Annotated in this window: 17 protein-coding genes; 9 read left to right on the top strand and 8 right to left on the bottom strand. The window is 57.6% G+C overall.

The features are described from left to right. The first annotated feature begins 519 nt into the window (after positions 1 to 519). From RRH01S_RS24920 to RRH01S_RS24905, 4 genes are all read left to right on the top strand, one after another. Positions 520 to 1,461: an ABC transporter permease gene (locus tag RRH01S_RS24920; protein WP_042474737.1), complete on the top strand. Its 942-nt coding sequence runs from the start codon at positions 520 to 522 to the stop codon at positions 1,459 to 1,461. After that, positions 1,458 to 2,333, top strand: coding sequence for an ABC transporter permease (locus RRH01S_RS24915; RefSeq protein ID WP_080705461.1), 876 nt, complete (start codon positions 1,458 to 1,460; stop codon positions 2,331 to 2,333). The genes RRH01S_RS24920 and RRH01S_RS24915 overlap by 4 nt, the downstream gene beginning before the upstream one ends. Then, a complete protein-coding gene (locus RRH01S_RS24910; RefSeq protein WP_042474735.1) occupies positions 2,330 to 4,114 on the top strand; it encodes an ABC transporter ATP-binding protein in 1,785 nt (594 codons plus the stop codon). The genes RRH01S_RS24915 and RRH01S_RS24910 overlap by 4 nt, the downstream gene beginning before the upstream one ends. A 63-nt stretch (positions 4,115 to 4,177) precedes the next feature. After that, on the top strand, positions 4,178 to 5,707 hold the full coding sequence (locus RRH01S_RS24905) for an ABC transporter substrate-binding protein (protein WP_042474731.1): 1,530 nt from the start codon (positions 4,178 to 4,180) through the stop codon (positions 5,705 to 5,707). A gap of 890 nt (positions 5,708 to 6,597) precedes the next feature. Here the strand turns inward: RRH01S_RS24905 and RRH01S_RS24900 are convergent. The 4 genes from RRH01S_RS24900 to RRH01S_RS24885 are packed head-to-tail and all read right to left on the bottom strand — an operon-like array spanning position 6,598 to position 12,383. After that, positions 6,598 to 8,250, bottom strand: coding sequence for a hydantoinase B/oxoprolinase family protein (locus RRH01S_RS24900; RefSeq protein ID WP_042474728.1), 1,653 nt, complete (start codon positions 8,248 to 8,250; stop codon positions 6,598 to 6,600). After that, positions 8,247 to 10,301 (bottom strand): hydantoinase/oxoprolinase family protein, encoded by a 2,055-nt coding sequence (locus RRH01S_RS24895; protein WP_042474725.1) that lies wholly within the window; start codon positions 10,299 to 10,301, stop codon positions 8,247 to 8,249. Before RRH01S_RS24895 ends, RRH01S_RS24900 begins: the two co-directional genes overlap by 4 nt. Positions 10,302 to 10,338: 37 nt before the next feature. Next, on the bottom strand, positions 10,339 to 11,652 hold the full coding sequence (locus tag RRH01S_RS24890) for an NAD(P)/FAD-dependent oxidoreductase (RefSeq protein ID WP_042474722.1): 1,314 nt from the start codon (positions 11,650 to 11,652) through the stop codon (positions 10,339 to 10,341). Between the two features lie 20 nt (positions 11,653 to 11,672). After that, a complete protein-coding gene (locus RRH01S_RS24885) occupies positions 11,673 to 12,383 on the bottom strand; it encodes an SDR family NAD(P)-dependent oxidoreductase (RefSeq protein ID WP_042474719.1) in 711 nt (236 codons plus the stop codon). Between the two features lie 251 nt (positions 12,384 to 12,634). Between RRH01S_RS24885 and RRH01S_RS24880 the strand changes: the two genes are divergently transcribed. The 4 genes from RRH01S_RS24880 to RRH01S_RS24865 are packed head-to-tail and all read left to right on the top strand — an operon-like array spanning position 12,635 to position 17,719. After that, positions 12,635 to 14,368 (top strand): ABC transporter ATP-binding protein, encoded by a 1,734-nt coding sequence (locus RRH01S_RS24880; RefSeq protein WP_234711730.1) that lies wholly within the window; start codon positions 12,635 to 12,637, stop codon positions 14,366 to 14,368. Then, positions 14,368 to 15,339, top strand: a complete 972-nt coding sequence (locus RRH01S_RS24875; protein ID WP_015084398.1) for an ABC transporter permease — start codon at positions 14,368 to 14,370, stop codon at positions 15,337 to 15,339. Before RRH01S_RS24880 ends, RRH01S_RS24875 begins: the two co-directional genes overlap by 1 nt. After that, entirely contained in the window at positions 15,336 to 16,163 is an 828-nt protein-coding gene (locus RRH01S_RS24870; protein ID WP_042474714.1) for an ABC transporter permease, read from the top strand. The genes RRH01S_RS24875 and RRH01S_RS24870 overlap by 4 nt, the downstream gene beginning before the upstream one ends. A gap of 44 nt (positions 16,164 to 16,207) precedes the next feature. After that, complete coding sequence (locus RRH01S_RS24865; RefSeq protein WP_234711729.1) at positions 16,208 to 17,719, top strand: ABC transporter substrate-binding protein; 1,512 nt, start codon at positions 16,208 to 16,210, stop codon at positions 17,717 to 17,719. 127 nt (positions 17,720 to 17,846) lie between these two features. Here the strand turns inward: RRH01S_RS24865 and RRH01S_RS24860 are convergent, their stop codons facing one another. The 4 genes from RRH01S_RS24860 to RRH01S_RS24845 form a co-directional block, all read right to left on the bottom strand. After that, a complete protein-coding gene (locus tag RRH01S_RS24860) occupies positions 17,847 to 18,896 on the bottom strand; it encodes a LacI family DNA-binding transcriptional regulator (RefSeq protein WP_042475061.1) in 1,050 nt (349 codons plus the stop codon). 230 nt (positions 18,897 to 19,126) lie between these two features. Continuing rightward, the gene (locus tag RRH01S_RS24855) at positions 19,127 to 20,182 is read right to left on the bottom strand and encodes an aldo/keto reductase (protein WP_015084402.1); all 1,056 of its coding nucleotides are present in this window, start codon (positions 20,180 to 20,182) and stop codon (positions 19,127 to 19,129) included. A 68-nt stretch (positions 20,183 to 20,250) separates the two neighbouring features. Further along, positions 20,251 to 22,065, bottom strand: a complete 1,815-nt coding sequence (edd, locus tag RRH01S_RS24850) for a phosphogluconate dehydratase (protein ID WP_015084403.1) — start codon at positions 22,063 to 22,065, stop codon at positions 20,251 to 20,253. A 29-nt stretch (positions 22,066 to 22,094) separates the two neighbouring features. Beyond that, positions 22,095 to 22,841 (bottom strand): SDR family oxidoreductase, encoded by a 747-nt coding sequence (locus tag RRH01S_RS24845; protein ID WP_042474704.1) that lies wholly within the window; start codon positions 22,839 to 22,841, stop codon positions 22,095 to 22,097. Positions 22,842 to 23,145: 304 nt separating this feature from the next. On the opposite strand from RRH01S_RS24845, the gene RRH01S_RS24840 reads away from it, so the two are divergent. Next, a complete protein-coding gene (locus RRH01S_RS24840; protein WP_052365237.1) occupies positions 23,146 to 23,940 on the top strand; it encodes a GntR family transcriptional regulator in 795 nt (264 codons plus the stop codon). The last annotated feature ends 74 nt before the right edge of the window (positions 23,941 to 24,014 follow it).

Genomic DNA, 24,014 nt, shown 5'->3' with positions numbered 1-24,014 from the left:
CGGTCCAGTGACCGCTAATGACCTACCGGCAATAGCTATCTTTCGCAAGCCAATATCATCAAAAAACGTCATATAAGAGCAAATATGATTAAATACGCTCGTTGATGACTTAGTCTACTTGACGTTTTATGAACTTATGACATTATTGCGCATTAATTTCGTGGGAGAAGTGGCAAAATACTCCACATTTTCTCACGCTTGTCGGTCTGCCGCATTTGGCGCGGTTTGGCCGACGGCAAAATGAACAATGTGGGAGCGGCACGGATCAACGTTCGCCCCGGGGATCGAATGCATGTTGCGTGTCTGGTGAAGCGTGTGGGCTTTATCAAACGCCGTAAAGGAGGGCGCGTTGGGCGATAGAGCGAAAACGAGTTGTTGTATTGACATCGGGGCCAACTTGTTTTGGTCGCAGAATGCCGACGTGGTAGAGGCGATCCGGGACCGGAGCTGTCGCCCTGTAAAAAAGCGGCAGAAAACGTCCCTCAATCATCGCAGTCGTCCAGCCAAGGAAGTCCTGCAATGATCGCTTACAGTTTGAAGCGCGTCGGCTTTGCGCTCGTGACCCTGTTCCTCGTCCTGACTTGCGTGTTCGTTCTTGTCCGCATTATTCCGGGCGATCCCGCACAGGTGATCGTTGGCGAACAGGCAAGCGAAGCGGCTGCAGCCGCGATACGGATCCGGCTTGGTCTCGATCAGCCGATGTACATCCAGTATGTCACGTTCATGGCCCAGATCTTGGGTGGCGACTTTGGGCGCTCAATGATCACCAATCGCCCCGTCCTCCAGGAGATCGTGGCGGTGCTTCCGTGGACACTGGAGTTGACAGTCGCCGCCCTAGTACTTGGTTTGATTTTCGGGATCCCGGCAGGCGTCGTGGCTGCAGTAAGGCGCAACAAGATGCCGGACTACGCTATGCGCCTCATCTCGCTGATTGGACTTTCTGCTCCGGCCTTTGTAGGCGCGATTGTCTTGATGATGGTGTTCGCAATCAAGCTGAGATGGTTTCCGGTGATCTCCGGGGCCGGGGGGAACACCATCGGCGAGCACATCCGGAATATGATCTTGCCAACCGTTTCTTTGGCGATGTTCATGCTCGCGTACATCACCCGCGTCACCCGATCGGCGATGCTTGAGGTTCTCAATCAGGATTTCGTTCGGACCGCCCGCGCGAAGGGAGCGCCGGGAAGCGTCGTCGTCTGGCGGCATGCACTCGGAAACTGCCTGATCCCAATTACGACCGTTGTTGGTCTCTATCTCGGTATTCTGATTGGCAATTCCGTCCTGACAGAAATCGTCTTCAACCGTCCTGGGCTTGGCAAACTGATCCTCACGGCCCTCTCCCAGCGGGATTACACCCTGCTGCAGGGTCTGATCGTCATCTACACGCTGATTGTGGTGCTGGTCAATTTGATCACCGACCTGACCTACGGCCTCCTCGACCCACGGGTACAATACAAATGACCGTAGCCGACTCCAAAATGAATGCGCGCCGCCGACTGCCCAACTGGATGAACATGCCGGTCATCGTCGGAAGCACCATCTTGCTTCTCATGGTGCTTGCCGCGATATGTGCGCCCCTCATCGCGCCAATGGATCCCATTAAACAGAATATTCTGGCGCAACTGGCGCCGCCGGATGCGAAGTATCTCTTGGGCGCGGATAATTTCGGGCGCGATACGCTCTCGAGATTGCTCTTCGGCGCTCGGTATTCGTTGACAATTGGCATCCTTTCGACCGCGCTTGCAGTGTTTGTCGGTTCTTTGATCGGCATGGTCGCTGGTAACTTCGGCGGCAGGATCGACATTGTATTGATGCAGGTGATGGATGTTGTGCTTGCGTTTCCGTCACTGATACTGGGTATCGCTCTAGTCGCAATGCTCGGCGCGACGATGACCAACATCATCATTGCCATTGCGTTTACGGCCGTCCCGGCGTTCGCACGTATCGCAAGATCCGCAGTGATTTCGGTTCGTGATCGCGAGTTCATCCAAGCCGCGCGTGCTTTGGGCCTGTCAGAAACCTGGGTTCTCTTTCGTCATATCCTACCGAATATTGTCCCCGAGATTCTCGTAATGGCGTCAATCTGGATGGCGACGGCGGTGCGAACAGAAGCTTCACTTGCGTTTATTGGGCTCGGAATCGCGCCGCCAGCGCCAACGTGGGGGGGCATGGTCCGTCAAGGGTTTGAGAACATTCTCAATTCATTTTACCTCGCCCTCTGGCCTTCCGTCGCAATACTGATCCTCGTTCTTGCCTTCAATATGATCGGCGATGGATTGCGCGATGCGATCGACCCGCGGCTACGCGTAGTTCGCGACGGAGAATCACGATGACAATTCTAGAACCCACCGTCGGCGAGCCCTTACTGTCGATAGAAAACCTGAGCGTGAAGTTCGGTCGCTTCACTGCGCTAAAGCCGATGTCCTACACTATCCGCCGAGGCCAAACGCTTGCGGTCGTAGGCGAGTCAGGATCCGGGAAGTCGGTCTCCGCCCTCGCGATGATGAGGCTACTTCCAAACACTGCCGACGTCGGCGGACGGATTATGTTTGAGGGCACAGACCTGCTCGGTTTGTCTGAACGCGAGATGCGCAACATCCGCGGCGGGCGAATCTCGATGATTTTCCAAGAGCCTATGACGTCGCTCAATCCGGTTCAGCGGGTCGGCGATCAAATCGCGGAGGCAGTGAGATATCATCGTGGTCTGACCGGCAACGCCGCAATGGAGGAGGTGGGCCGTCTTATGGAACGCGTCGGCATCCGCGACGTCGAGAGCAGAATCGGTGCCTACCCCCACACCTTTTCGGGTGGGATGCGCCAGCGGGTCATGATTGCCATGGCGCTCGCGTCAAACCCCGCACTACTCATAGCCGACGAACCGACGACGGCGCTCGACGTGACGATCCAGGCGCAGATCATCGAATTAATGCAGGAAATCCAACGCGACACCGGCGTATCGATCCTGTTTATCACTCATGATATGGGTGTCGTCGCAGAGATCGCCGATGATGTGCTCGTGATGAAGTCCGGCGACTTGATCGAACACGGGGCGGTAAAGCCGATCTTTGACGGAGCAGAGGCAGAGTATACGCGATCCCTTATCGCCGCCGTACCCCAACTCGCTTCAGGTCTGTCTGATACGGTGAAGCAATTGCCTTCCCCACGCGAAGGGGAATTGCTTTCAGTCGATGATCTGACAGTTCGCTTCGCTGTGCGCGCAGGACTATTGGCACGCCACAAAGGGAATATTCACGCTGTGGAAGGTGTGTCGCTGTCGATCCGCGCTGGTGAAACGCTGGGTTTGGTGGGTGAGTCCGGTTCGGGGAAGTCGACGATCGGTCGAGCGGTCATGAACCTCGAAAAGATTTACTCCGGAACTGTTAAACTTGCGGGGAGGCCTATTGAATACTCCTCCAGCGCCGCTCGAGCCGCGTTTCGCCGTGATGTGCAGATGATCTTTCAGGACCCGTATGGTTCGCTCGACGGTCGGCAGACGGTTGGCAACGCGATCATGGAGCCGATCATATTTCATCGTATTGCCAACAAAGCCGAGGCGCGCGATCGCATGAAAGCGCTGCTTGCCCGGGTCGGCCTGCCGACATCGGTGGCAAACCGCTATCCGCATGAGTTTTCCGGAGGACAACGGCAGCGCATTTGTATTGCTCGGGCCTTGGCGATGGAGCCTAAACTAATCATCGCGGACGAGGCGGTCTCGGCACTGGATGTCACCGTCAAAGCGCAGATCATTGAGCTGATGATAGGTCTGCAGGAAGAGTTTGGACTCTCCTATCTCTTCATTAGCCACGATATCGCGGCCGTTGAACGCATTTGTCATCGCGTGGCTGTGATGCATTTCGGCGAAATCGTCGAAGTCGGACCGCGCGAAGCAGTAATAGGCAGCCCATCGCATGGCTATACGCAGCGCCTGCTATCGGCTGTGCCCATAGCGCACCCGGACTTGCGAGGGACGCGTAAACAGATTCCTGACGACGGCAAGCGGCCTTCACCAATGAGGCCAATCGGTTATTCGCCACCTGTCGTGCGCTGGCGCGAAGCCGGGCCGGGTCATCTTGTGCGGACGGAGACAGAAGTCGCATCGCCTGTATCGAAGTGACTGTCCCGGTGGTGACACAAGCACCGCTGGGTGGGGAGCCCAAATTGAAAGAGGGAGAATGAAATGACTATCAAAAGCATATTGGCGGGCGGGCTGCTCGCTCTGGCCATTACAACGCTGCCGGCGTCAGTCTCGGCGGCGCCAAAAACCGACCTGGTGGTTGGCGTTGAAGCTGCCGACATTTCGCAATCTGATCCACATTTTGCGGCGAACACTACCGACCGCACCATTGCGTCGTGGATCTACAGCGGTTTGGTCCGTTTCCAGCCTGGTAGTACCGATCCTGCTTTGATCGAGCCTGATCTGGCCGAAAGCTGGGAGACGTCGGCGGACGGACTGGTGTGGACATTCCATCTGCGTCCGGGCGTAAAATGGCATGACGGCTCAGAAGTGACCGCGGAAGACGTGGTCTTCTCGATCCACAAGGCGATGAAGAAAGACACTTCTGCATTCGCCGGCGACTATGCAGCCTTCAAATCAGTCGACAAGATCGACAATCTGACTGTCAAGATCACGCTCGATCATACCATTCCCTCTGTTCTCGGCGTATTGGCAAATTATGGGGGTGGCTTCATTGTGAAATCATCCGCGGGGAAGTTGCTCGGAACGGGACCATTCAAGGTTGAGACTGTGACCCCGGGGCAGAGCATCAAACTTGTCGCAAATGACGATTATTTCCGTGGCAAGCCGCAACTGACTTCCGTCACAGCGCGCTTCCTGCCGGAAGCTTCTGCTCGCGACCTCGCTTTCACGGCTGGTGAGGTAGACACTTCAATTGTGGTCCAGGATAAGAATAGCGTTGCTCGATTGAAGGCGGTGCCAGGCGTCACGGTGGATGTATTTGCTCCCGCCGAAGAGGCGCAACTGCATCTCAACACGAAGATTGCGCCGCTGGATAACCTTAAAGTCCGACAGGCAATCAGCTATGCAATCGATCAGGCGCAGATCGCGAAGTTCCAGGGTGAAGACTTCACCCAGCCGGCAACATCGGCAGTGCCCTCGAACAACCTGGGTTTCAACCCCGATAGCGGTATTCTTGGCTATGATCCGACGAAGGCTAAGGAATTACTCTCCGAGGCAGGGTTCCCCGACGGCTTGACGATCCCATTGATCAGCAGCCAAAATCCGGGCCTGCTAAACTTCGCGCAAATCGTTCAGGCTCAACTTGCTGAAGTTGGCATCAAGGTTGAAATAAAGCCTGTGGAACACGCAACCTATCACCAGATGATCCGTCAGGACCTGAGCCCGATGGTGATCTACACCGCAGCACGCTTCCCGATTGCTGACGTCTATTTGACTCAATTCTTCTATGGCCCAAGTCAGATCGGCGCGCCGGGGCAGGTGACAAACTTCTCCCATTGCGAGGCTGCCGACGCAGAAATCAAGGCGGCGAAGGCTGAAACCGACCAGGCAAAGCAGGTCGCTCTTTGGAAGGAAGCCCAGAGCAAGATCATGGCGAATGTCTGCTCTGTGCCGCTGGTCGAAAGCCGGTTGATCTATGATCGCAAGGCGTCGCTGGATTGGGGATACGACCTCAAGGGCGCAATGAACCTCGGCCCGATCGTGACGGAAAAAACCCACTTTACTGAATGAAATGATGTGGCGATCCCTAAGGGGTCGCCACACAAACATTTCGCCGCCGCTGCAACGCAAGTTGCCGATCCCGACCGTGTTCTGCTTCACTTTTGAACGGCAATTCCCGTCTGATTGAATCAAACTGGGGTTGGCGCATAGGTCGCGGGATGACTGGATTGCAGTCTTTGACGCTACCGCTATTGCGTTGCCTTTGCGGCGGACTAATTTTTGGGCGTGAGCCTGACAGCATGCAATTGAGACGTTGCTACCAATTGTGATCTCGGCCTTCTTCGCGTCGAAGGATCGCGCACGCAGTCGGAGGTCGGCGATCGATTTGTAGCGGCCGATTCGGTTTCGACCAGCGCCCATTCCGGCCTTCAGCCGATCGCCATGTCCTTGCCCGGCGGCTTATAGCGTTGTGTGATCGGGAACCGCGGGTCCAATCATATCAACGCCAGTACCGATGCCAAAAAGTCTGCCGTCAGGCTGGCGTAGACCGCACACCAAGCCCAGCGGCAGGCCGACACGATTGCGAGATCTGAATAGCGCCGCTGGCCGCCTCGCGTTCGTTGGCTTTAGTGCCAGCCACGACGACGACAGCACTTCTGCCTCTATCTACACCAGCAGTTTTTCCGCGCCGGCGAAGGCTTGCCTCGTATTCCGACCAGGTCGTCAACTTCATCTTGTCGATGCGATGGCGGCGAAAGGCATTGTTTTTGGAGAGCGTATTAGCGCGGCGCAGCTGTTTCCATCAGACCCGCTTTATTGATCACAATAAAGGATACGGGCACCAATGCCGGTCGCAGCTGATCTCCGTAGTCACCCATTTCGCCGCGATTTGCCCGCAACGATATACTGCTATTCGTGCCAAAGCTCCGTTTGGCACGAATAGGCGGAGTTCCTCATATTTAGGCGCTCACTGCCCGATGAGGGTTCTGCTTCGAACTGAAGCCGTAGACGCGTTCAGCGAAATCGGAGGTGACGCGCTCCTCTTTGATGTCGCGGCGAACAGCCTCCGAAGATCGACCGGATGGTGAGCCATAACCGCCGCCGCCGGGAGTCACGATCTCAACGATCTGTCCCGCCCTTAACTGGACTGTTCCCGGAAGATTTTGCTGCCCGTTTCCGAAATCGAAATGCGAGCCAGCGGCCTCCAGACCGCCATCGAGCCCCCAGGGTTGGACAGAAAAGCGTGCTCCGTCGACGGCGCAGCGGCAATCTGCCTCGATACGGTAGACACGTCGCAAACCCATACCTCCGCGCCATGTGCCGGCCCCTGCTGAACCGTTAGCGAGTTCGTAGCGCAGCAGTGTCAAAGGATATTCGAGTTCGAGTGCTTCGACGGGAAGGTTGGATGTGTTTGTCATGTGGACGTGGATACCGCTCAACCCATCCGCCGTCGGACGCGCGCCGCCGCCACCTCCGATCGTTTCTAGATAGACCCAGAGCGAACCGTCCTCGCGCGTGCCGGTAAAGAGCGCGCCGGTGCAAGCGCCGTTGCCAGCAGCGGTCACTTTGCCAGGCAGAGCTTTTGCAAGCGCACCCTGAACCAGGTCGGCAACCCGCTGGCAGGCGATGATGCGCCCATCAACAGCCGCGGGGTGCTTGCAGTTGAGCAACGATCCGTGTGGCGCCTCAACGCTGATCGGCCGCGACAGACCGGCATTCGGCAGAATGGTCGGATCGATGACCGCCTTTGCGGCATAGTAGCAGGTAGCGAGTAAGGCGGTGTAGATGACGTTCAGACCGGCAGCGACCTGCGACGGCGCATCGAAGGCCAAGTGCATCGCATCGCCCTTGATGGTGATGTCGACCTTCAGCTCCATCACGTCGGCGAATTGGTTGCTGTCGAAATAGTCTGTGAAGCTATAGGTGCCGTCCGGAATTGCCGCGATGCCGGCGCGCATCTTACGCTCGGCGTAATCCTGCAGGGCGTCGCCCGCCGCCAAGACCTTATCGCCGCCGTATTTGCTGCAGAGATCCTGCATGCGCTGAACGCCGAGCCGGTTGGCAGACATCTGCGCGCGAAGGTCAGAAAGCCGTTCGTGAGGAACCTGGCAGTTCAGCAGAAATACGTCCTGCAGGTCCTGCTGGAGCTTGCCCTCGCGATAGAGGCGGACTGGCGGCAGGCGTATCCCTTCCTGGTAGATATGGGCATGTCCCCGATCGGCAAAGTCGGCGTGGTGGGCCGTGTTCACTGCCCACCCAACCATGGTCGGACCGTGGAAGATCGGTTCGGCCAGCACGATGTCCGGCAAGTGAGTAGCGCCGCCTTCATAGGCATCGTTGCCGATGAAGACGTCGCCGGGCTTGATGTCATCGGCTGCAAAGCGCTTGTTGATGTGTGGGATGATGCCGATAAAGCTGCCGAGGTGCATCGGAATATGCTCGGCTTGGCACAAAGTGTTGCCATGCCGGTCGAACAAAGCCGTCGAGCAATCGCGACGCTCCTTGATGTTGGTCGAATAGCTGGCGCGAACCAGCGCCTCGCCCATTTCTTCTACGATCGACGTCAGCGCGCTGCCGATGACTTCTATGGTGATCGGGTCGATCTTGGTCATGACTGCGCCTCCAGAATGAGGTTGAGATAGGGATCGACCGTGGCCTGCATGTCCGGAAGGATGACGGTCGTGGTGTCCATCTGCTCTACGATTGCGGGTCCCGCGATGCGGTTGCCGGGCTTCAGCTTCTCGCGCGTGTAGACGGGGCAGCTGACGAAGTCCTTGGCTTCGTCCATGTAGACCTGCCGGGAGCCGATGACGGCCGCCTGGCAATCCAGGCCAGCGTCGGGCTGCGGCACAAACTCGGCTTTGTTGACGACACCTACCGCCTCCAGGCGGAGGGTGACGATCTGGATCTGCTCGCCTTCGGCGATGAACCCGAACCGCTGCAGATGGGCCTGTTCGAAGCCCTTGATCAGGGCATCGAGCGTGTCGGCACCGACAGTGCCTGCAGTTACGGAAACCTGGAGTTCATAGTTCTGGCCGACATAGCGCACATCTGCGGTGCGGTTGACGATGCGGCGGCCGGCTTCGATGTCCTCCTGGGCGAACCAGGCATCGGCCTGAGCCTCAAGTGCTTCGAAACCGCTGATCATCGGCTCGACGGCGTCCTGGCTCACCTTCATTAGCCGCGAGATCGCGAAGTCGGAGCGCAGGTCGGTCAGAAGCAGGCCGAGTGCGCAGAGCGTGCCGGGGGTGAGCGGCACGATCATGCGGCTCATGTCGAGTTCTTTGGCAAGGCGGGCAGCATGCAGCGGGCCTGCGCCGCCGAACGCCATTAGCGCATAGTCGCGCGGGTCATGACCGCGCTGCACGCTGATGAGGCGAATGGCCTTCGCCATATTGGCGGTCACGACCGAGATGATACCCTGTGCCGTCTCCATCAGTCCGAGACCGAGCTGGTCGGCCAGTCTTTGAACGGCCTCGATGGCAAGGTCGCGGCGCACCTTCATGCGCCCACCGAGAATTTCGACGGGATTGAGCGTCTGTAGGACGATGTTGGCGTCGGTCACGGTCGCTTCCGTGTTGCCCCGTCCGTAGCAGACCGGCCCCGGATCCGCTCCGGCTGAGCGTGGGCCGACCTTGAGCAGGCCGCCGCTGTCGACGAAGGCGATCGAACCGCCGCCGGCTCCGACCGTGTGGATATCCAGCATCGGCGCCTTGATCGGGTAGCCGTGTACGTTCGCTTCGCCGGTGAGCTTGCAGACGCCACCCTGCAGAAGTGCGACGTCACTTGATGTGCCGCCCACGTCGAAGGTGATGATATTGTCGAAGCCCGCCATGCGGCCAACAGCCTGCGCTGCTACGACGCCGGTGCTCGGACCGGAAAGAACGGTGCGGACTGGGAGCTGGGCTGCCATGTCAAAGCCGATGACGCCGCCGTTCGACTGGGTCAGCTGCGGGGCGACCGGCACGCCGAGTTCCGACAGGCGAAGTTTCAGCCGGTCAATGTAACGCTGCATGACCGGGCCGAGATAGGCATTTACGACTGTCGTGGACATCCGCTCGTATTCTCGAAATTCCGGCGCCACTTCATGTGAGGCGCTGACGAAGACGTCAGGCATCTCCTCACGAAGGATCTCGACCACGCGCTTCTCATGTGCGTTATTCAGGAAGCCGTAGAGGAAGCAAACGGCAATTGCTTTGACGTCCTCTTCGGCGAGCTTGCGCACCGCCGCGCGCAGCTTGTCCTCGTCGAGCACGCGGTCCTCTGAGCCATCGCATTTGAGGCGTTCTGGAACTTCTTGCCGACGGTCGCGGCTGACCAGGGTTTCCGGCTTTTCGGCGTTCATGTCATAGAGACTTGGGCGCTTCTGACGGCCGATTTCCAGAAGATCACGAAAGCCGTCGGTGGTAATCAGCCCGGTGGCGACACCTTTCAACTCGATGAGTGCATTGGTGGCGACCGTCGTTCCATGGCCGAGGAAAGCCACATGGGCCGCGGTGCTGGCAACGGTCGCAAGCCCTTCCGAAACACCATCTGAGATTCCGCGCGAAGGGTCATCAGGTGTCGACGGTACTTTCCAGATGTCGAGTTTCCCCGTCTCCTCGTCGAATAAGCAGACATCGGTGAACGTGCCGCCGGAATCTACGCCAATTCTCAATGCCATGTCTTCACCCTCTTTGGCCAAGGTTTTGGCGAGCGGATCAGGCTGCCTTGGTCTTCTTGAAACGATCGAAGCGGAACGGAGCGGGGTCAACGCACGGCTGTGCGTCGGTGACGAGATCGGCCATGAGCTTTCCAGCACCAGGCCCAATGCCAAACCCATGGCCGGAGAAGCCGCTGGCAATAAAGAACCCGGGAATGCCGCCCGCCGGTCCAATGACTGGGACCGCATCAGGCGTCACGTCGATCAAACCGGCCCAGCTTTGGGTTATACGGCTGTCAGCGAAGGCTGGAAACGCCTTGACGAGATGCGCAAAGCCATCCCGGTTAAAGCGTTCGAATGGCATTGGATCAAGAATGCGCACATGTTCGAAAGGCGAAATTTCGTCTGCGGCCCAAGAGCGAGGCGTTCGCCATTCGTCGACGAACCGGCTGCCGACGCGGAGTTTGAGCTCGCGCCAGCTTTTGATCAATGTCGGTGCGAAATCAGAGAAGAGACGAAAGCTGTCGGGCACGATCGGAGCGATATTGGCGTTTCGCATGGCGATAGTGAAGCTACCGTCAGACCGCCTGCGGAAGGAAAAATTGTCGGCGCCAACGGGCATGTCCGGAACCCCATCAACAGACGTCGCCCGCGCCACCGATGCAAGAATCTTGAGCTGTGGAAAGTCGATGCCAATGTTGCCGCTAAAGAGCCGCGACCAGGCGCCGCCGGCAAGGACGACAGACGAGCAGGCGATGCGTCCGCGCTCGGTGACCACGCCACTGACAGCACCTGCAGAACGTTCTATCGATCGGACCGCGCATCCCGTGATAACGTGTGCGCCAGCGCGGATCGCGCCACGGGCTATCGCCGGCGCAGCCTTGAACGGTTCGGCACGGCCGTCGGTGGACGTATGCAGGGCAGCGGTAAAGCCATCGGCCATGCCAGGAAGATGCTGGCGCAATTCCTCGCTCCGCAGCAGGCGGGAATCGAGACCGAATTCGCGCGCATGCACCAGCCAAGCTTCGTACTCAGCCTCCTGGCGCGCATTGCGACAAAGATAGGCAACGCCCGTCTGCCGAAATCCAGTTTCCTCGCCAATTCGAGCGTTGAGGCCCTTCCAAAGCGAAAGGCTCTCTATCGCTAGCGGCAGTTCCGAAGCATCGCGGCCCATCTGCCGCACCCAGCCCCAATTGCGGCCGGATTGCTCGCCCGCAATGAGACCTTTTTCGCAGACTGCGACAGATACGCCGCGCTCGGCCAGCTCCAACGCCGTCGAGATGCCGACAATCCCGCCGCCAATCACGACGACATCCACCTTTGATGGCATGGCCTGATTGGAGGGGACAGCGTCGGGAATAATACGTGACATGGTTTATCTCACTGGCTTTATTAGAGAGTGTCTTCGAGCCGGCAGTTCACCAGCATCTCCGCCATTGCAGCATTGTTGGGCAGTTCGATTGCGGTGCGCACGAGTGAGGCCAGCGTTTCCGGTTGGATCATCTCATCGGGCGTGACCTTATTGGTGTAGGAACTCATTTCGGTGCGCACGAAGCTCGGGCAGATCGCCGTTGCACGCACGCCTTTTTCCCACGCCACCTGGCGCGTCGTATGGGTCAGGCCCATCACGGCGAACTTCGTCATGTTATAGCCGACGAAGGCGTTCCTGACCCGCTTTCCCGAGAGCGAGGCTATGTTGACGATGCGCCCGGCACCCGTAGCCTCGAGGTGGGGCATGCAGAGGCGGGTGAGGCGCAAGGGTGCCTTCACGTTAACTGCCCAGAGCCGGTCGAGCGCCTCGTCGTTGTCGTCCATCAGGGAGACCTGCTCGCCGAGGCCGGCATTGTTTACGAGAGCATCGATCCGTTGAAACTTCTCTGCTGCTGACGCCACCCATCGATCCGAAGTTGCCGGTTCATAGGCATCAAAATGCGCATAGTGCAGTCGGTCGTTTTCAGGACCGAACTGCGTTTCCAGCATTTTGACGTCGCGAGCACCGAGGCTTAAGCGATAGCCATGCTCGGCGAGTTCGCGTGCGATTGCGAGCCCGATGCCGCGGCTTGCTCCAGAAATCAGTACTACGCGTGAGCTATGTGCCGTCATTGTCAAATCTCCTGGGCGCCATCGTCTGGTCGAGAATTCGTTTGTCTTGACGGTAAGCGGGCTTTTCATTTCTGACAAGTGCATTGTGGTAGAAATCGCCAAAAAAGCTTCAAAAACTCCCACGATTGAAATGACAATTGCCAAAATGCGAGCATCCACTTGACGAAGTTTGGCGTTTTATGGCTTAATCACTCAAAATACGTGCACAAGCGCTCAAAAGACTACGGGAACGGACTCTTCGACAAAGGAGAGTGAAACGCAGATCGGATCGCGGTATGCCGGGTAGGGAAATTCTAAGAATCGATAATCTTTCCATCGCCTTTAGGACGGATGGCGGCCTACGGGCCGTTGTCAACGGCGTCTCACTTGCACTGACATCAGGCGAAATTCTGGGCCTTGTGGGTGAGAGTGGCAGTGGAAAAACTATCCTGTCGCTGGCAGCGATGGGTCTTCTGCCGCACAACGCCACGGTTACGAGCGGACGGGTCGAGTTTGCCGGCGAAGATCTGCTGACAGCTCGTCCCGACGTCTTGCGTAAGTTGCGCGGCAAACGCATTTCAATGATTTTTCAGGATCCGATGGCGTCGCTCGATCCGGTGTTTACCTGTGGAAGCCAGATTGTCGAGGCAATCCAGCTGCACGAGCGGATAACTCGCCGCCAGGCCGGCGAACGTGCGCGGGATCTTCTGGCAAAGGTCGGGATCGCCGATCCGGCACGCTGCATGCGCTCCTACCCTCATGAACTGTCCGGCGGGCAATGCCAGCGCATTATGATCGCCATGGCGGTCGCCTGCAAACCCGACGTCATCATCGCCGACGAACCGACGACGGCTCTCGATGTTACGGTACAAAAACAGGTTCTTACCCTGCTACGCGATCTCAATCGGGAAATCGGAGCAGCAATTCTGCTGATCACGCATGACCTCGGTGTTATCTACGAGGTCGCTGACCGCGTTGCTGTCATCTATCGTGGTGACCTGATGGAGCAGGCCTCCACAGGCGACCTGTTTAGGGCGCCGCGAAGCGCCTACACCAAGGCGTTGATCGCCTCCATGCCATCGGCCTCCACGCCACAAAGCCGCCTTCCAGTCATATGCAGGGATGACCTTGGCCAGATCTCAAGCGTAGTCGAGGTTCGGCCGTCACAGAAGGAGCGCCTTTCGAAAAAGCCTGAGGGTGAAACGCTCCTCGAAATTCGCAATCTGACGAAAACGTACTGGCTTCGCGAGACTGCTCTTTCGGCGCCGAAGCCTTTTCGTGCCGTCGACGATGTCAGTCTGGTTATTCCGGCCCGGTCGACAGTCGGGCTTGTCGGTGAGTCCGGTTGTGGGAAATCGACGCTCTCGCGCCTTGTCATGCGCTTGATGCAGCCTGACAGTGGCGCCATCGAGTTTGAGGGCCACGATCTCGTTTCCCTTGATCACGACCGGTTACGTGCTGCCAGGCGCGACTTTGCGCTCGTGTTCCAGAACCCTTATGGCTCGCTCAATCCACGACAGACGGTCACCGATCTTGTCGCGGCGCCCATCGACATCCACCAGCGGGGACGCGATCGCGAAGCGGCGGTCGCCAGGCTCCTCGATGCGGTCGGCTTGCCCCGAGATGCCATGGGCCGTTATCCACACGAGTTTTCTGGCGGCCAACGCCAGCGGATCGTTATCGCTCGCGCTCTGGCTCTCAACCCAAAGCTTCTCATTTGCGACGAGGCCGTCTCGGCGCTCGATGTGTCCGTTCAGGCGCAAGTTCTCAACCTGCTGCACGATCTGCAGGACGAATTCGATCTCACCTACCTGTTCATCTCGCATGACATGTCCGTAGTCCGCCACGTTAGCGATACGATCGCAGTGATGCAGAAGGGCAAGATTGTCGAAATCGGCCCTGCTGCAGAGGTCTTCGACAATCCCAAAGAGGACTATACCCGCACACTCCTGAGCGCAGTGCCCAAGATCGGCACTGGCCGGCCAGCCGCTCTGGAGGCGCATTGATGGAGACCTTATCAACATTTGTCATCACACTGGGATCGAGGCTTGTTACCGCACTGGTTCAGCTCTGGGTCATTGCGACCCTCGTCTTCTCCATCATGTACATCATGCCCGGCGATCCGGTGCTGTTGCTCTTGGGACCCGAGAGCAATCCCTCTCCGGAGACGGTCGCCGCCATGCGTCATCAGCTCGGTCTCGACCAGCCCGTCCTGGCGCAATATCTCAAGTGGCTCGGCAATGCCGCAACCGGCGATCTCGGGAACTCCCTTGATGGCGTTCCCGTTGTCGAATACGTGACGTCCAGCCTCCCCAAGACTATCGAACTTGCGAGCGCTGCTATCGTCCTTGCCGCCATCATCGGCGTGCCGGTCGGTATATCAGCGGCCCTACGCCGCGGACGTTTTCTCGACGGTCTGTTGACGTCGCTCTCGACCCTTGGGATTTCGGTTCCTGTCTATATCCTCGGCTCGCTTCTGATCCTACTTCTTAGCCTCAAGCTCGGATGGCTCCCTTCGAGCGGCTATACCGACATTTCCCGAAACGCATTTCTGCATTTCCAGAAGCTGACCTTGCCGGCTGTCACCCTCGGCCTCGGGCTAGCAGCTTCGATCGCTCGCATGACGCGCTCGTCGATGCTCGAGATCCTGGGCCGTGATTTCGTGCGATCTTTGCGGGCAAGGGGAATGCCCGAACGGCGCGTGATCTGGATTCACGTCCTTCGGAACGCAGCGATCCCGATTGTGACGATCGTCGGCCTGCAACTCGGCAACCTGATGGGTGGCACGGTACTGGTCGAAGCCCTCTTCAACTGGCCGGGCTTGAGCACTCTACTCGTCACGGCCGTTTCGAACCGCAACTATCCCCTGGTCCAGGGTAGTATCCTGACCATCGCGGCATTGTTCATCCTGATCAATCTGTGCGTCGACATCCTCTACACCATGCTCGATCCACGCATTCGCCGGAAACGCGCATGAAGAAGACCTTCCTTTTACGCCGACCACTCGTCGCAGCCAGCCTGATCGTCGTGACAGTGGTCCTCGCGGTCGCACTGGCCGGGCCGTTTCTTGCGCCACATGATCCGCTCGCCATCAACCAGAACTCGGTCAACCAGCCGAGCTCGGCGCAATTTCTGCTCGGTACCGATGAGTTCGGACGCGATATCCTGTCGCGTTTGCTCATCGGCATTCGTCCGACCATGCTGGTGGCTGTTGTCTCGACCATCATCGCTGCCATCGGCGGCACAGCTTGCGGCATCGTTGGCGCCTATAGTCGGCCGGCTCTCGCCTTCTTCATGATGCGCGGCGTCGATATCATGTTGAGCTTCCCGGCGATCCTTCTTGCACTGCTCGCCGTCGGTTTCTGGCGCAGCGGCGTCGTCAGTCTCAGTGTGGTCATAGGCATCATCTTCATCCCGCAATTTGCTCGCGTCGCGCAATCGGCGACCCTGCAGGTGATCAGGCAGGAATTCGTCGAAGCCGAACATGCCATGGGCGCGCGTTATCTTCGCGTCGTGTTGCGGGCGATCCTCCCCAATATCCTGTCGCCATTGGTCGTCCAGGCGACGTTGACGATCGCGGCGGCGATCCTGCTGGAATCCGGACTGAGTTTTCTTGGTCTCGGCATCGTGCCGCCCGAACCATCCTGGGGACAGATGATCGGCACGGCGCGCGGCTATCTCAGCCAAAATCCGATGTATGTGGTCTGGCCGTCCGTGTGCCTCGCGCTCACCGTTCTCGCCATCAACGTCCTCGGGGACGCGCTTCGCGATTACCTCGACCCGAGACTCCGTGAAAACTGACACCTTCAACAAAGAAAGGGAACAACATGAAGAGAATTCTCCAAATGGCTCTCGCTGTGAGCCTTCTGGGGCCGACCGCCACGAGTGCGCTCGCAGGCGGCACCCTTTACTTCGGACTTTCGGGAGAGCCGTCGACACTCGATACGGTCGTCCAGCCCGGCACGTCAGGCCGTACCGTCAAGCTGGCGATCCATCGCGGGCTTGTAAACTATGGTATCGATGGCAAAATCTCACCGGAACTGGCCGAAAGCTTCGATGTCAGCCCCGATGCGAAGGAGTTCACCTTCCACCTACGACAGGCAACATTCCATGATGGCTCGCCCGTTACTGCCGCGGATGTGAAGGCCTCCCTGGAGAGAATTCTCGACCCGAAAGGAAAGGGCGCCTTCCGCAACGAACTTTCGATCATATCTAAGATCGAAACGCCGGACGAAAAGACCGTCAAATTGACCCTTTCGAGCCCGTCGGTTGCGCTCATCGACTATCTCGCCCTACCGGAATCCGTCATTGTGCCAGCGGCATGGCTGGCAAAGAATGCCGATAACCCGACCGCTTCGCCGATCGGCGCTGGCCCTTTCCAGTTCGTCAGTTGGACGCGCGGCCGTGAAATCGTCGTCAAGAAGTTCCCCGGCTACTACAAGAAGGGCAAGCCGGATCTCGACGAGGTTCATTATGTCTTCTACAGCGACGAGAACACGCGGGTGAACGCCCTGAAATCCGGAGACGTTGACATCATCGACTACGTGCCCGCGAAAGATGCCGCCGATCTCGAGAAAGGGCCTGATACGGAGCTTTTGAGGAACACTGGTCCATTCATGGGACTGCAGTTCAATACCAAGTTTGAACCGTTCTCAAAGCCTGAAGTTCGCCAGGCGATCGCCTATGCGGTCGATCGTAGCGTCATCATCAATACCGCCTTCAACGGCCTGGGCAGTCCGATCTACGGGATTGCCATTCCAAAGGGTTACATGGGCTATTCCGAAGCCAAGGCGAACTATTTCTCGCATGACATCGAGAAGGCCAAGGCGCTGCTTGCCAAGGCCGGATATCCGAATGGCTTCGAGGCACGACTGCTTGCATCGTCGCAATACAGTTTTCACCAGAATACGGCGATCGCCATTCAGTCAGAGCTGGCCAAGATCGGTATCAAGGTAAAGCTCGATCTACCCGATTGGGCAAGCCGCATGGCGAAGGCGACGGCGGCTGATTACGATTTCACCGTGCTCGGTAGCCTCGGTGAAATTACCGATGCGGACTGGTTGAGCAACTACTATTACGGCGGTGACAAGCTCGTCCGGACCAACAATTCCCCGTATTTCAACGATCCACAGATCAACGAACTGCTCGACAAGGGCAGGGCAACTGTCGACAAGGCCGAACGAGCGAAAATCTACGATGCTTTTGTCGATAGAGCGCTCGAACTGTCGCCGCTTGTCTATTTCATGTGGCGCGAACAGAGCTACGCCGTCAAGAAGGGCGTAACCGGTTTTACAAACATGCCTGGCTTTCTGACCTTCCAGTCCGGACTTAGCATCGAAAACACGAAAATCGAGTGAACTTGCAGGCTGCCGGATGCGACGAGCGCGTTCGGCAGCCGGTCCCTTCGACAAAAATGCTCGGCCTCTGGCGTGAGGAAAAATAGCTTCTGACATCTCGCCCACTTCGCTCGACAATCGTCTCCCTCTAAACACTTCTCACCGAGCCGCGGTCTATAAGTGACGCCGGTAGCAAGGTTTCCTTTGCAGGACCCGTAGAGTCGCCCTTTATCCGCGCGATAAGATTTGCCGTGGCAGCTGATGCAAGCTCCCTGATGGGTAGCGAGATGACACTCAGAGGAGGCGCTATCGCTGCCGTCCAATCGGCATCGTCAAAGCAGACAAGCGAGACGTCTTCTGGTATTGTCAGGTTCAGTTCGCGAAGCGCTCTGATTAAGACGAGGGCCACCGAACTGTCCGTCGCCAGAAAAGCCGTAGGACGGTCTGGAGAGTCGCATAACGCGCGTACCAGACGGGCGAGATTATTGGTCCCCCGACCTCCTCGAATAATCCGGTTCCCGGCAATCTGGTTTCCGGCATCGTGTAGCGTTGCGCGGTACCCATCGATACGTTCGCTAACCGATGAAATCAGGTCCTTCTGCTGTGGGTCAGACGGAGCATTTGACACGAGAGCAACCTGTCGATGGCCTCTCTCAATGAGAGATTTCACCGCCTGATTGGCGGCTCGAAAATTGTCCACCGCAAACGTATCCGCGCTAAGAAGAGGTACTCGCCTATCCAGAAGAACGATGGGGCAATCCATATCCCTTGCACCGGCAAGGTGCTCGACGTCGATACTCGAGGCTGGCGAAACGATCATCCCATCGACCCGTTTGGCCAGCAGAGCGCGAACTGCATCACGTTCGAGTTTGATATCTTCGTCTGTCGTGGCGAGAAACACAACGAAGCCGTTTTCGGTGGCAATGTCCGTAACGGCGCGAATTGCCCGGGCAAAATGAAAACTCTCTGTATCTGGAATAACGAGGCCGATCGCCTTGCTGCGACCAGTCGCGATACTACGGGCAAGTTGGTTCGGTCGATAGGCTAGCTGTTCGGCGGCGTCCAAAACGAGCTTGCGAGCATCGGGGCCGGCCGATCCGTAATTTCCAAGGACGCGCGCTGCCGTTGCTCGTGACACACCGGCCAACCGAGCGACGTCGATGATCGTGGGAGGAGAACAACAACTGTTATCTTTCACTGGCCGCTCGCATTTCTGTCTGGCGGAGGGATCGATGGCTAGGTTTGAACCTGTCAACGCATCGTACTGATAACAGGTGTCGGAGCTTGCTGGCCGGTATACGAATGACGGTAGATCTCGCCGCCTGTTCAAGGTCTCCTTCCAAAGGCGCGCGACAACGATGGGTTTCTCTCGAATGCATTTGCTGGCTTGGTGGAGGTCGGCGCGCTCGGCGCCGACCAAGGAGTCAACTATGCCAAGTATGAGGAGAGCAAATTTAAGTCAGCTTCGCAAAGCCTGTCGGTCGCCTCATTGCGCTGGTGCCAGTAGGGATAGAGCAGCGGCGGAACGCTAACGTCGTCGAGCCGCTTTCGCTCTTCGGCGCTCAGCTTCAGATCCGCGGCTGCAAGATTATCCTTGAACTGTGCTTCCGTACGTCCTCCGATGACGACAGAGGTGACAGGCTTTCGACCAATCAACCAGGCGAGTGCCACCTGCGCTGCGGAAACGCCACGGCCGTCGGCAATTGAAACAAGGGTATCAACGATGTTCCAGAGGCGGTTTTCGTCGCGGATCGGAGGTTCCTTCCAGCCGGCGAACTGGCGGCTACCCTCCGGTGCTGCCTGATTACGTTGATGTTTACCGGAGAGCAGGCCCCCTGCAAGTGGGCTCCAGATAAGGACCCCAAGACCTTGATCTACGGACACCGGAAGCAGCTCATATTCGGCATCACGAGCTTCCAGCGTGTAGTGAATCTGCTGGCTGACGAAGCGTTGACGTTTCTCCCGATCGCTGACGCCGAGCGCTTTCATGATGTGCCAGCCGGAGAAATTCGAGCAGCCGATGTAGCGCACCTTGCCATGACGGACGAGCGTATCAAGCGCTTCCATAGTTTCTTCTAACGGCGTTTGTCCGTCCCATTCATGCAACTGATAAAGATCGATGACGTCGGTCTTCATGCGACGCAGGCTCGCCTCGCAAGCCTCGATCAGATGATAGCGGGAGTTGCCGGCATCATTTGGCCCTTTGCCCATCGGGAAACGCGCCTTGGTCGCGATCAATACGCCGTCCTTGCGCTTACCACCCAGAATGTCGCCGATGATCTCTTCGGACTTGCCGTCGGAATAGACGTCTGCCGTGTCGATCAGGTTGACTCCGGCATCCACGCAAAGATCGACGAGGCGTTTAGCCTCGGGGACACCAAGGTCGCCGACCTTCCGGGCCCAGCCGACGCCGCCGAAAGTCATTGTACCCATTGTGACAGTTGATATTTTGAGGCCTGAACGGCCAAGCTGACGGTATTCCATGAGACTCCTCCTTTTGGAATATGATTTTCGTAGGGATGGCGGCCAGACAAATCCGGTCTATTCAGACACTATCTGAGTACGCTTCCGCCTTGGTCGGCGGCGCCCACGAGCGCACGAAAGCCTGCAAATAGTTCTCGTCCCATCCCGTAATGCTGCGAACTGAGGTCTTGGGTAGCAGTCGCACGGGATAGAAACTCTCGCTCGTCGCCTAGAAGGGTAAGCGTCCCATCGTTCGCGTCGAGTCGGATGAGATCTCCGTTACGAATTTTGGAGATGGCGCCACCATCCGAGGCTTCTGGAGTAACGTGGATCGCGGCAGGCACCTTGCCTGACGCGCCTGACATCCGCCCGTCCGTGACGAGCGCTACTCTGAAGCCCCTGTCCTGCAGGACGCCGAGTGCAGGCGTCAATTTGTGCAGTTCGGGCATGCCGATACTCTTCGGACCCTGGAAGCGGACAACTGCGATAACGTCACCATTCAACTCGCCGGTCTTGAATGCCTGCTGCAGCTCGTCCTGAGTGTGAAAAACGCGTGCAGGCGCTTCGATCACGCGGTTTTCGGGTTTCACGGCAGACACCTTGATAACCGACCTACCAATATTGCCAGTCAGCACCTTCAACCCACCATTCGATGAGAACGCATCGCGTATTGGTGCCAACACCTTGGGATTACCCGACAATGCCGGCGCGGGCTCGAACGCCAAGTCACTACCGCAAAGCTTAGCCTGGACGGTGTACCCGCTGAGTCCGCTTCCGCAAACGGTCTTTACGTCATCGTGGAGAAAACCCGCATCGATCAATTCGCGAATCAGAAAGCCCATGCCGCCTGCGGCCTGAAAGTGGTTCACGTCGGCAGGGCCGTTAGGATAGACGCGTGCAAGCAACGGCACCACCCCACTCAGGTCGCTCATGTCTTCCCACGTGACGTGTAGGCCGGCCGCCTGCGCGATGGCAATGATGTGTATCGTGTGGTTCGTCGAGCCGCCGGTTGCAAGGAGCCCGACAATACCGTTCACGATCGCCTTCTCATCGACGATCTGGCCGATCGGGGTGTAATTCTCGCCCCCAACGGTAAGTGAAAGAGCACGTCGAGTGGCCTCGCGAGTAAGGGCATCACGCAAATCCGTGTTCGTGTTGACGAAGCTCGAACCTGGAAGATGAAGCCCCATGATTTCCATGAGCATCTGGTTAGAATTCGCCGTGCCGTAGAACGTGCAGGTGCCGGGAGAGTGGTAGGACTTCGCCTCGGCGACGAGCAATTCGTTGCGATCAACTTTACCTTCCGACGACAGTTGCCGAATCCGCGTCTTGTCCTCGTTTGAGAGGCCGGACGTCATTGGGCCAGCCGGCACAAACACGGCCGGCAGATGACCGAACGTGAGTGCCCCGATCAGAAGGCCAGGGACGATCTTGTCACAAACGCCGAGGTAGACCGCGGCATCAAACATGTTATGGCTGAGTGCAATCGCCGTTGACATGGCGATGACATCGCGGCTGAACAGGGATAGGTCCATTCCTGGTTGGCCTTGGGTGACGCCGTCGCACATAGCCGGGACGCCGCCGGCCACTTGCGCTGTCGCGCCGATCAATCGCGCTGCGTCCTTGATGATTTCGGGATAGGTGCCGTAGGGCTGGTGGGCGCTCAGCATGTCGTTGTATGACGTAACGATGCCCAGGTTCAGCGACTTTGAGCCGGTCAGCCTCGCCTTATCAGATGGTGAACAGGCGGCGAAACCGTGGGCAAGGTTGCCGCATGACAACGCCGAACGGTGGACGCCTTTCTGCTTTTGAGCCTCGATACGGTCGAGATATTCCCGACGCGACTGAGTACTCCGAGCCGCGATGCGGTCGGTGACGATTTGGACAGACTTGCGCACAGACATCTAAATGCTCCCACGGCACCCATTGATCACTAAATACCGGGCTTCAAGAAGCCGCCGCTGGGAAGAGGTTTCAGGTACTGGGCTATCGGGGAGACTTCGCCAATGTAGACGCGGGCAGGTCGGGTTACGATGAATGTGACGTAGTCTGCAACGTCTTCGGGCTGCAGCAAGGTTTCGCGGTCGTCGATGTGGTTCTCGGAACGCTGCTGAGTATCAACAGCTCCCGGGCAAACCGCCGTCGCCTTGACGCCAAATTCGATCCCCTCCGCATCCGTCGTCTGGGTGAAGCCAAGCATGCCGAACTTCGACGCAGCGTACGCCCCAAATTTCGCCGATGCCACTTTGCCCGCACGAGAAACAATGTTGACGATATGGCCGCTCCGTCGATCGCACATATGTTGGAAGAAGGCCTGCGTGCAAAGGAATGTGCCCTTGAGATTGATCGCCATCATCCAATCCCAATCCTCTTCCTTGATGTTCGGGATCGAATTGTGAATAGCAACGCCAGCATTGTTCATCAGGATGTCGACCGCGCCGAAGCGATCGAATGCGGCCTGGGCGAGCGCCGTGACTTGCGATTTGTGCTGAACGTCGGTTTGAACAGCAAGCGCCTGGGGTCCGATCGCGCGCACCTCGTCCGCCACAGCCTCGATCTGATCCGCCTCGATCGCGGCGAGGACGATGTTGCATCCTTCCTTTGCCAGTGCGAGAGCGGTGGCTCGCCCAATACCCCGGCCGGCTCCGGTGATGACGGCAGTTTTTCCTGCAAGTTTCATGGTTCTTCACTTTCTAACGAAGCTGTCTGCGGGCAGTTGTCGCCCGAGTAAAAGCTATCTGGGCGACTTCCAACATGGTCGCTCTTCAGAGCGGCTGGAGCCCATTCAGCACCGGTTTGACCAGAGCGGCTACAATCTTCCTTGGTATATACCAATCTGTCAAGCATTATCGACCTCGACAGGCGATTGGCCGTAGCTCCCGCCTTTTCGAAGCTTTTGCATTCTTTTGCGGTGGTAAAGCAGGATTCTTTGTCGATAATAGCGGAGTGACAGTCGCAAGCATACCAATTGGAATGGAGAGCCCTTGGACACCGAGCCAATGTACATCCAACTGCAGCAAGATCTCCTGCGGTCTATTCAAAACCGTGAATTCGAACAGGGGAGCCGTTTTCCGTCTGAAAGGGAGTTGTCACAGAAGTTTCGAACGAGCCGTGTGACAATGCGCAAGGCTATAGATCGCCTGGTGCAAATGGGCGTGCTTGAGCGCCGAGGAACCAGCGGTACATATCTACCGGATCGTCTTTTCGACCGGCCCATAAGTGAACACGTCGCCTACAGCATTTCTGACGTCGTAGAGAAGGCGGGCCATGTTCCCGGATCAAAGCTGCTCTTTTTCGAACGGAAGGTCGCGGACAAGGCAACGGCGGCCAAGCTCAGTATTGCAGTGGGTGATCCCATCATCTCCATCCAGAGGCAACGCACTGTAGATGGCATTCCAGTTTGTGTGGAGTTCAGCTTGATCCCGGCCAGAATGGTACCGGGCCTATCCGCTGCAGATGTAATTGAAAACAAATCGCTTTATGCTCATCTCCGCGACACGTATCAACTCAATTTGCATAACAAGTCTTCGAGCATAAGTATCCATAGAGCTACGGAGGCGGAAGCGGAGTTTCTGAATCTCTCAGCGGGCGCTTCTGTTCTAAGGTTTGACGGTGTTACCGAAACAATTGACGGCATTCCCTTTGAGCATCTGCGATCGCTGAACCATCCCGACTATGTGAGTTTTTCCATCGAGCACCAGGACTACAACGCAAGTGAGGCAACGGCTTCGCCCATAACGATGATGATGGGCGGTAGGACACCACACAAAGGTGGCTAGCCTCTTCGAGACCGCTTTAAGTCCGAACAGATTTTCCACCCCGCCAAAAATCTTATTGACAGCACATTAATCGG

This window comes from Rhizobium rhizogenes NBRC 13257 (assembly GCF_000696095.1).
GTDB classification, from domain to species: domain Bacteria; phylum Pseudomonadota; class Alphaproteobacteria; order Rhizobiales; family Rhizobiaceae; genus Rhizobium; species Rhizobium rhizogenes.
Note: the sequence above shows the minus strand (reverse complement) of the source record. Positions and strands in the feature narration are given on the sequence as shown.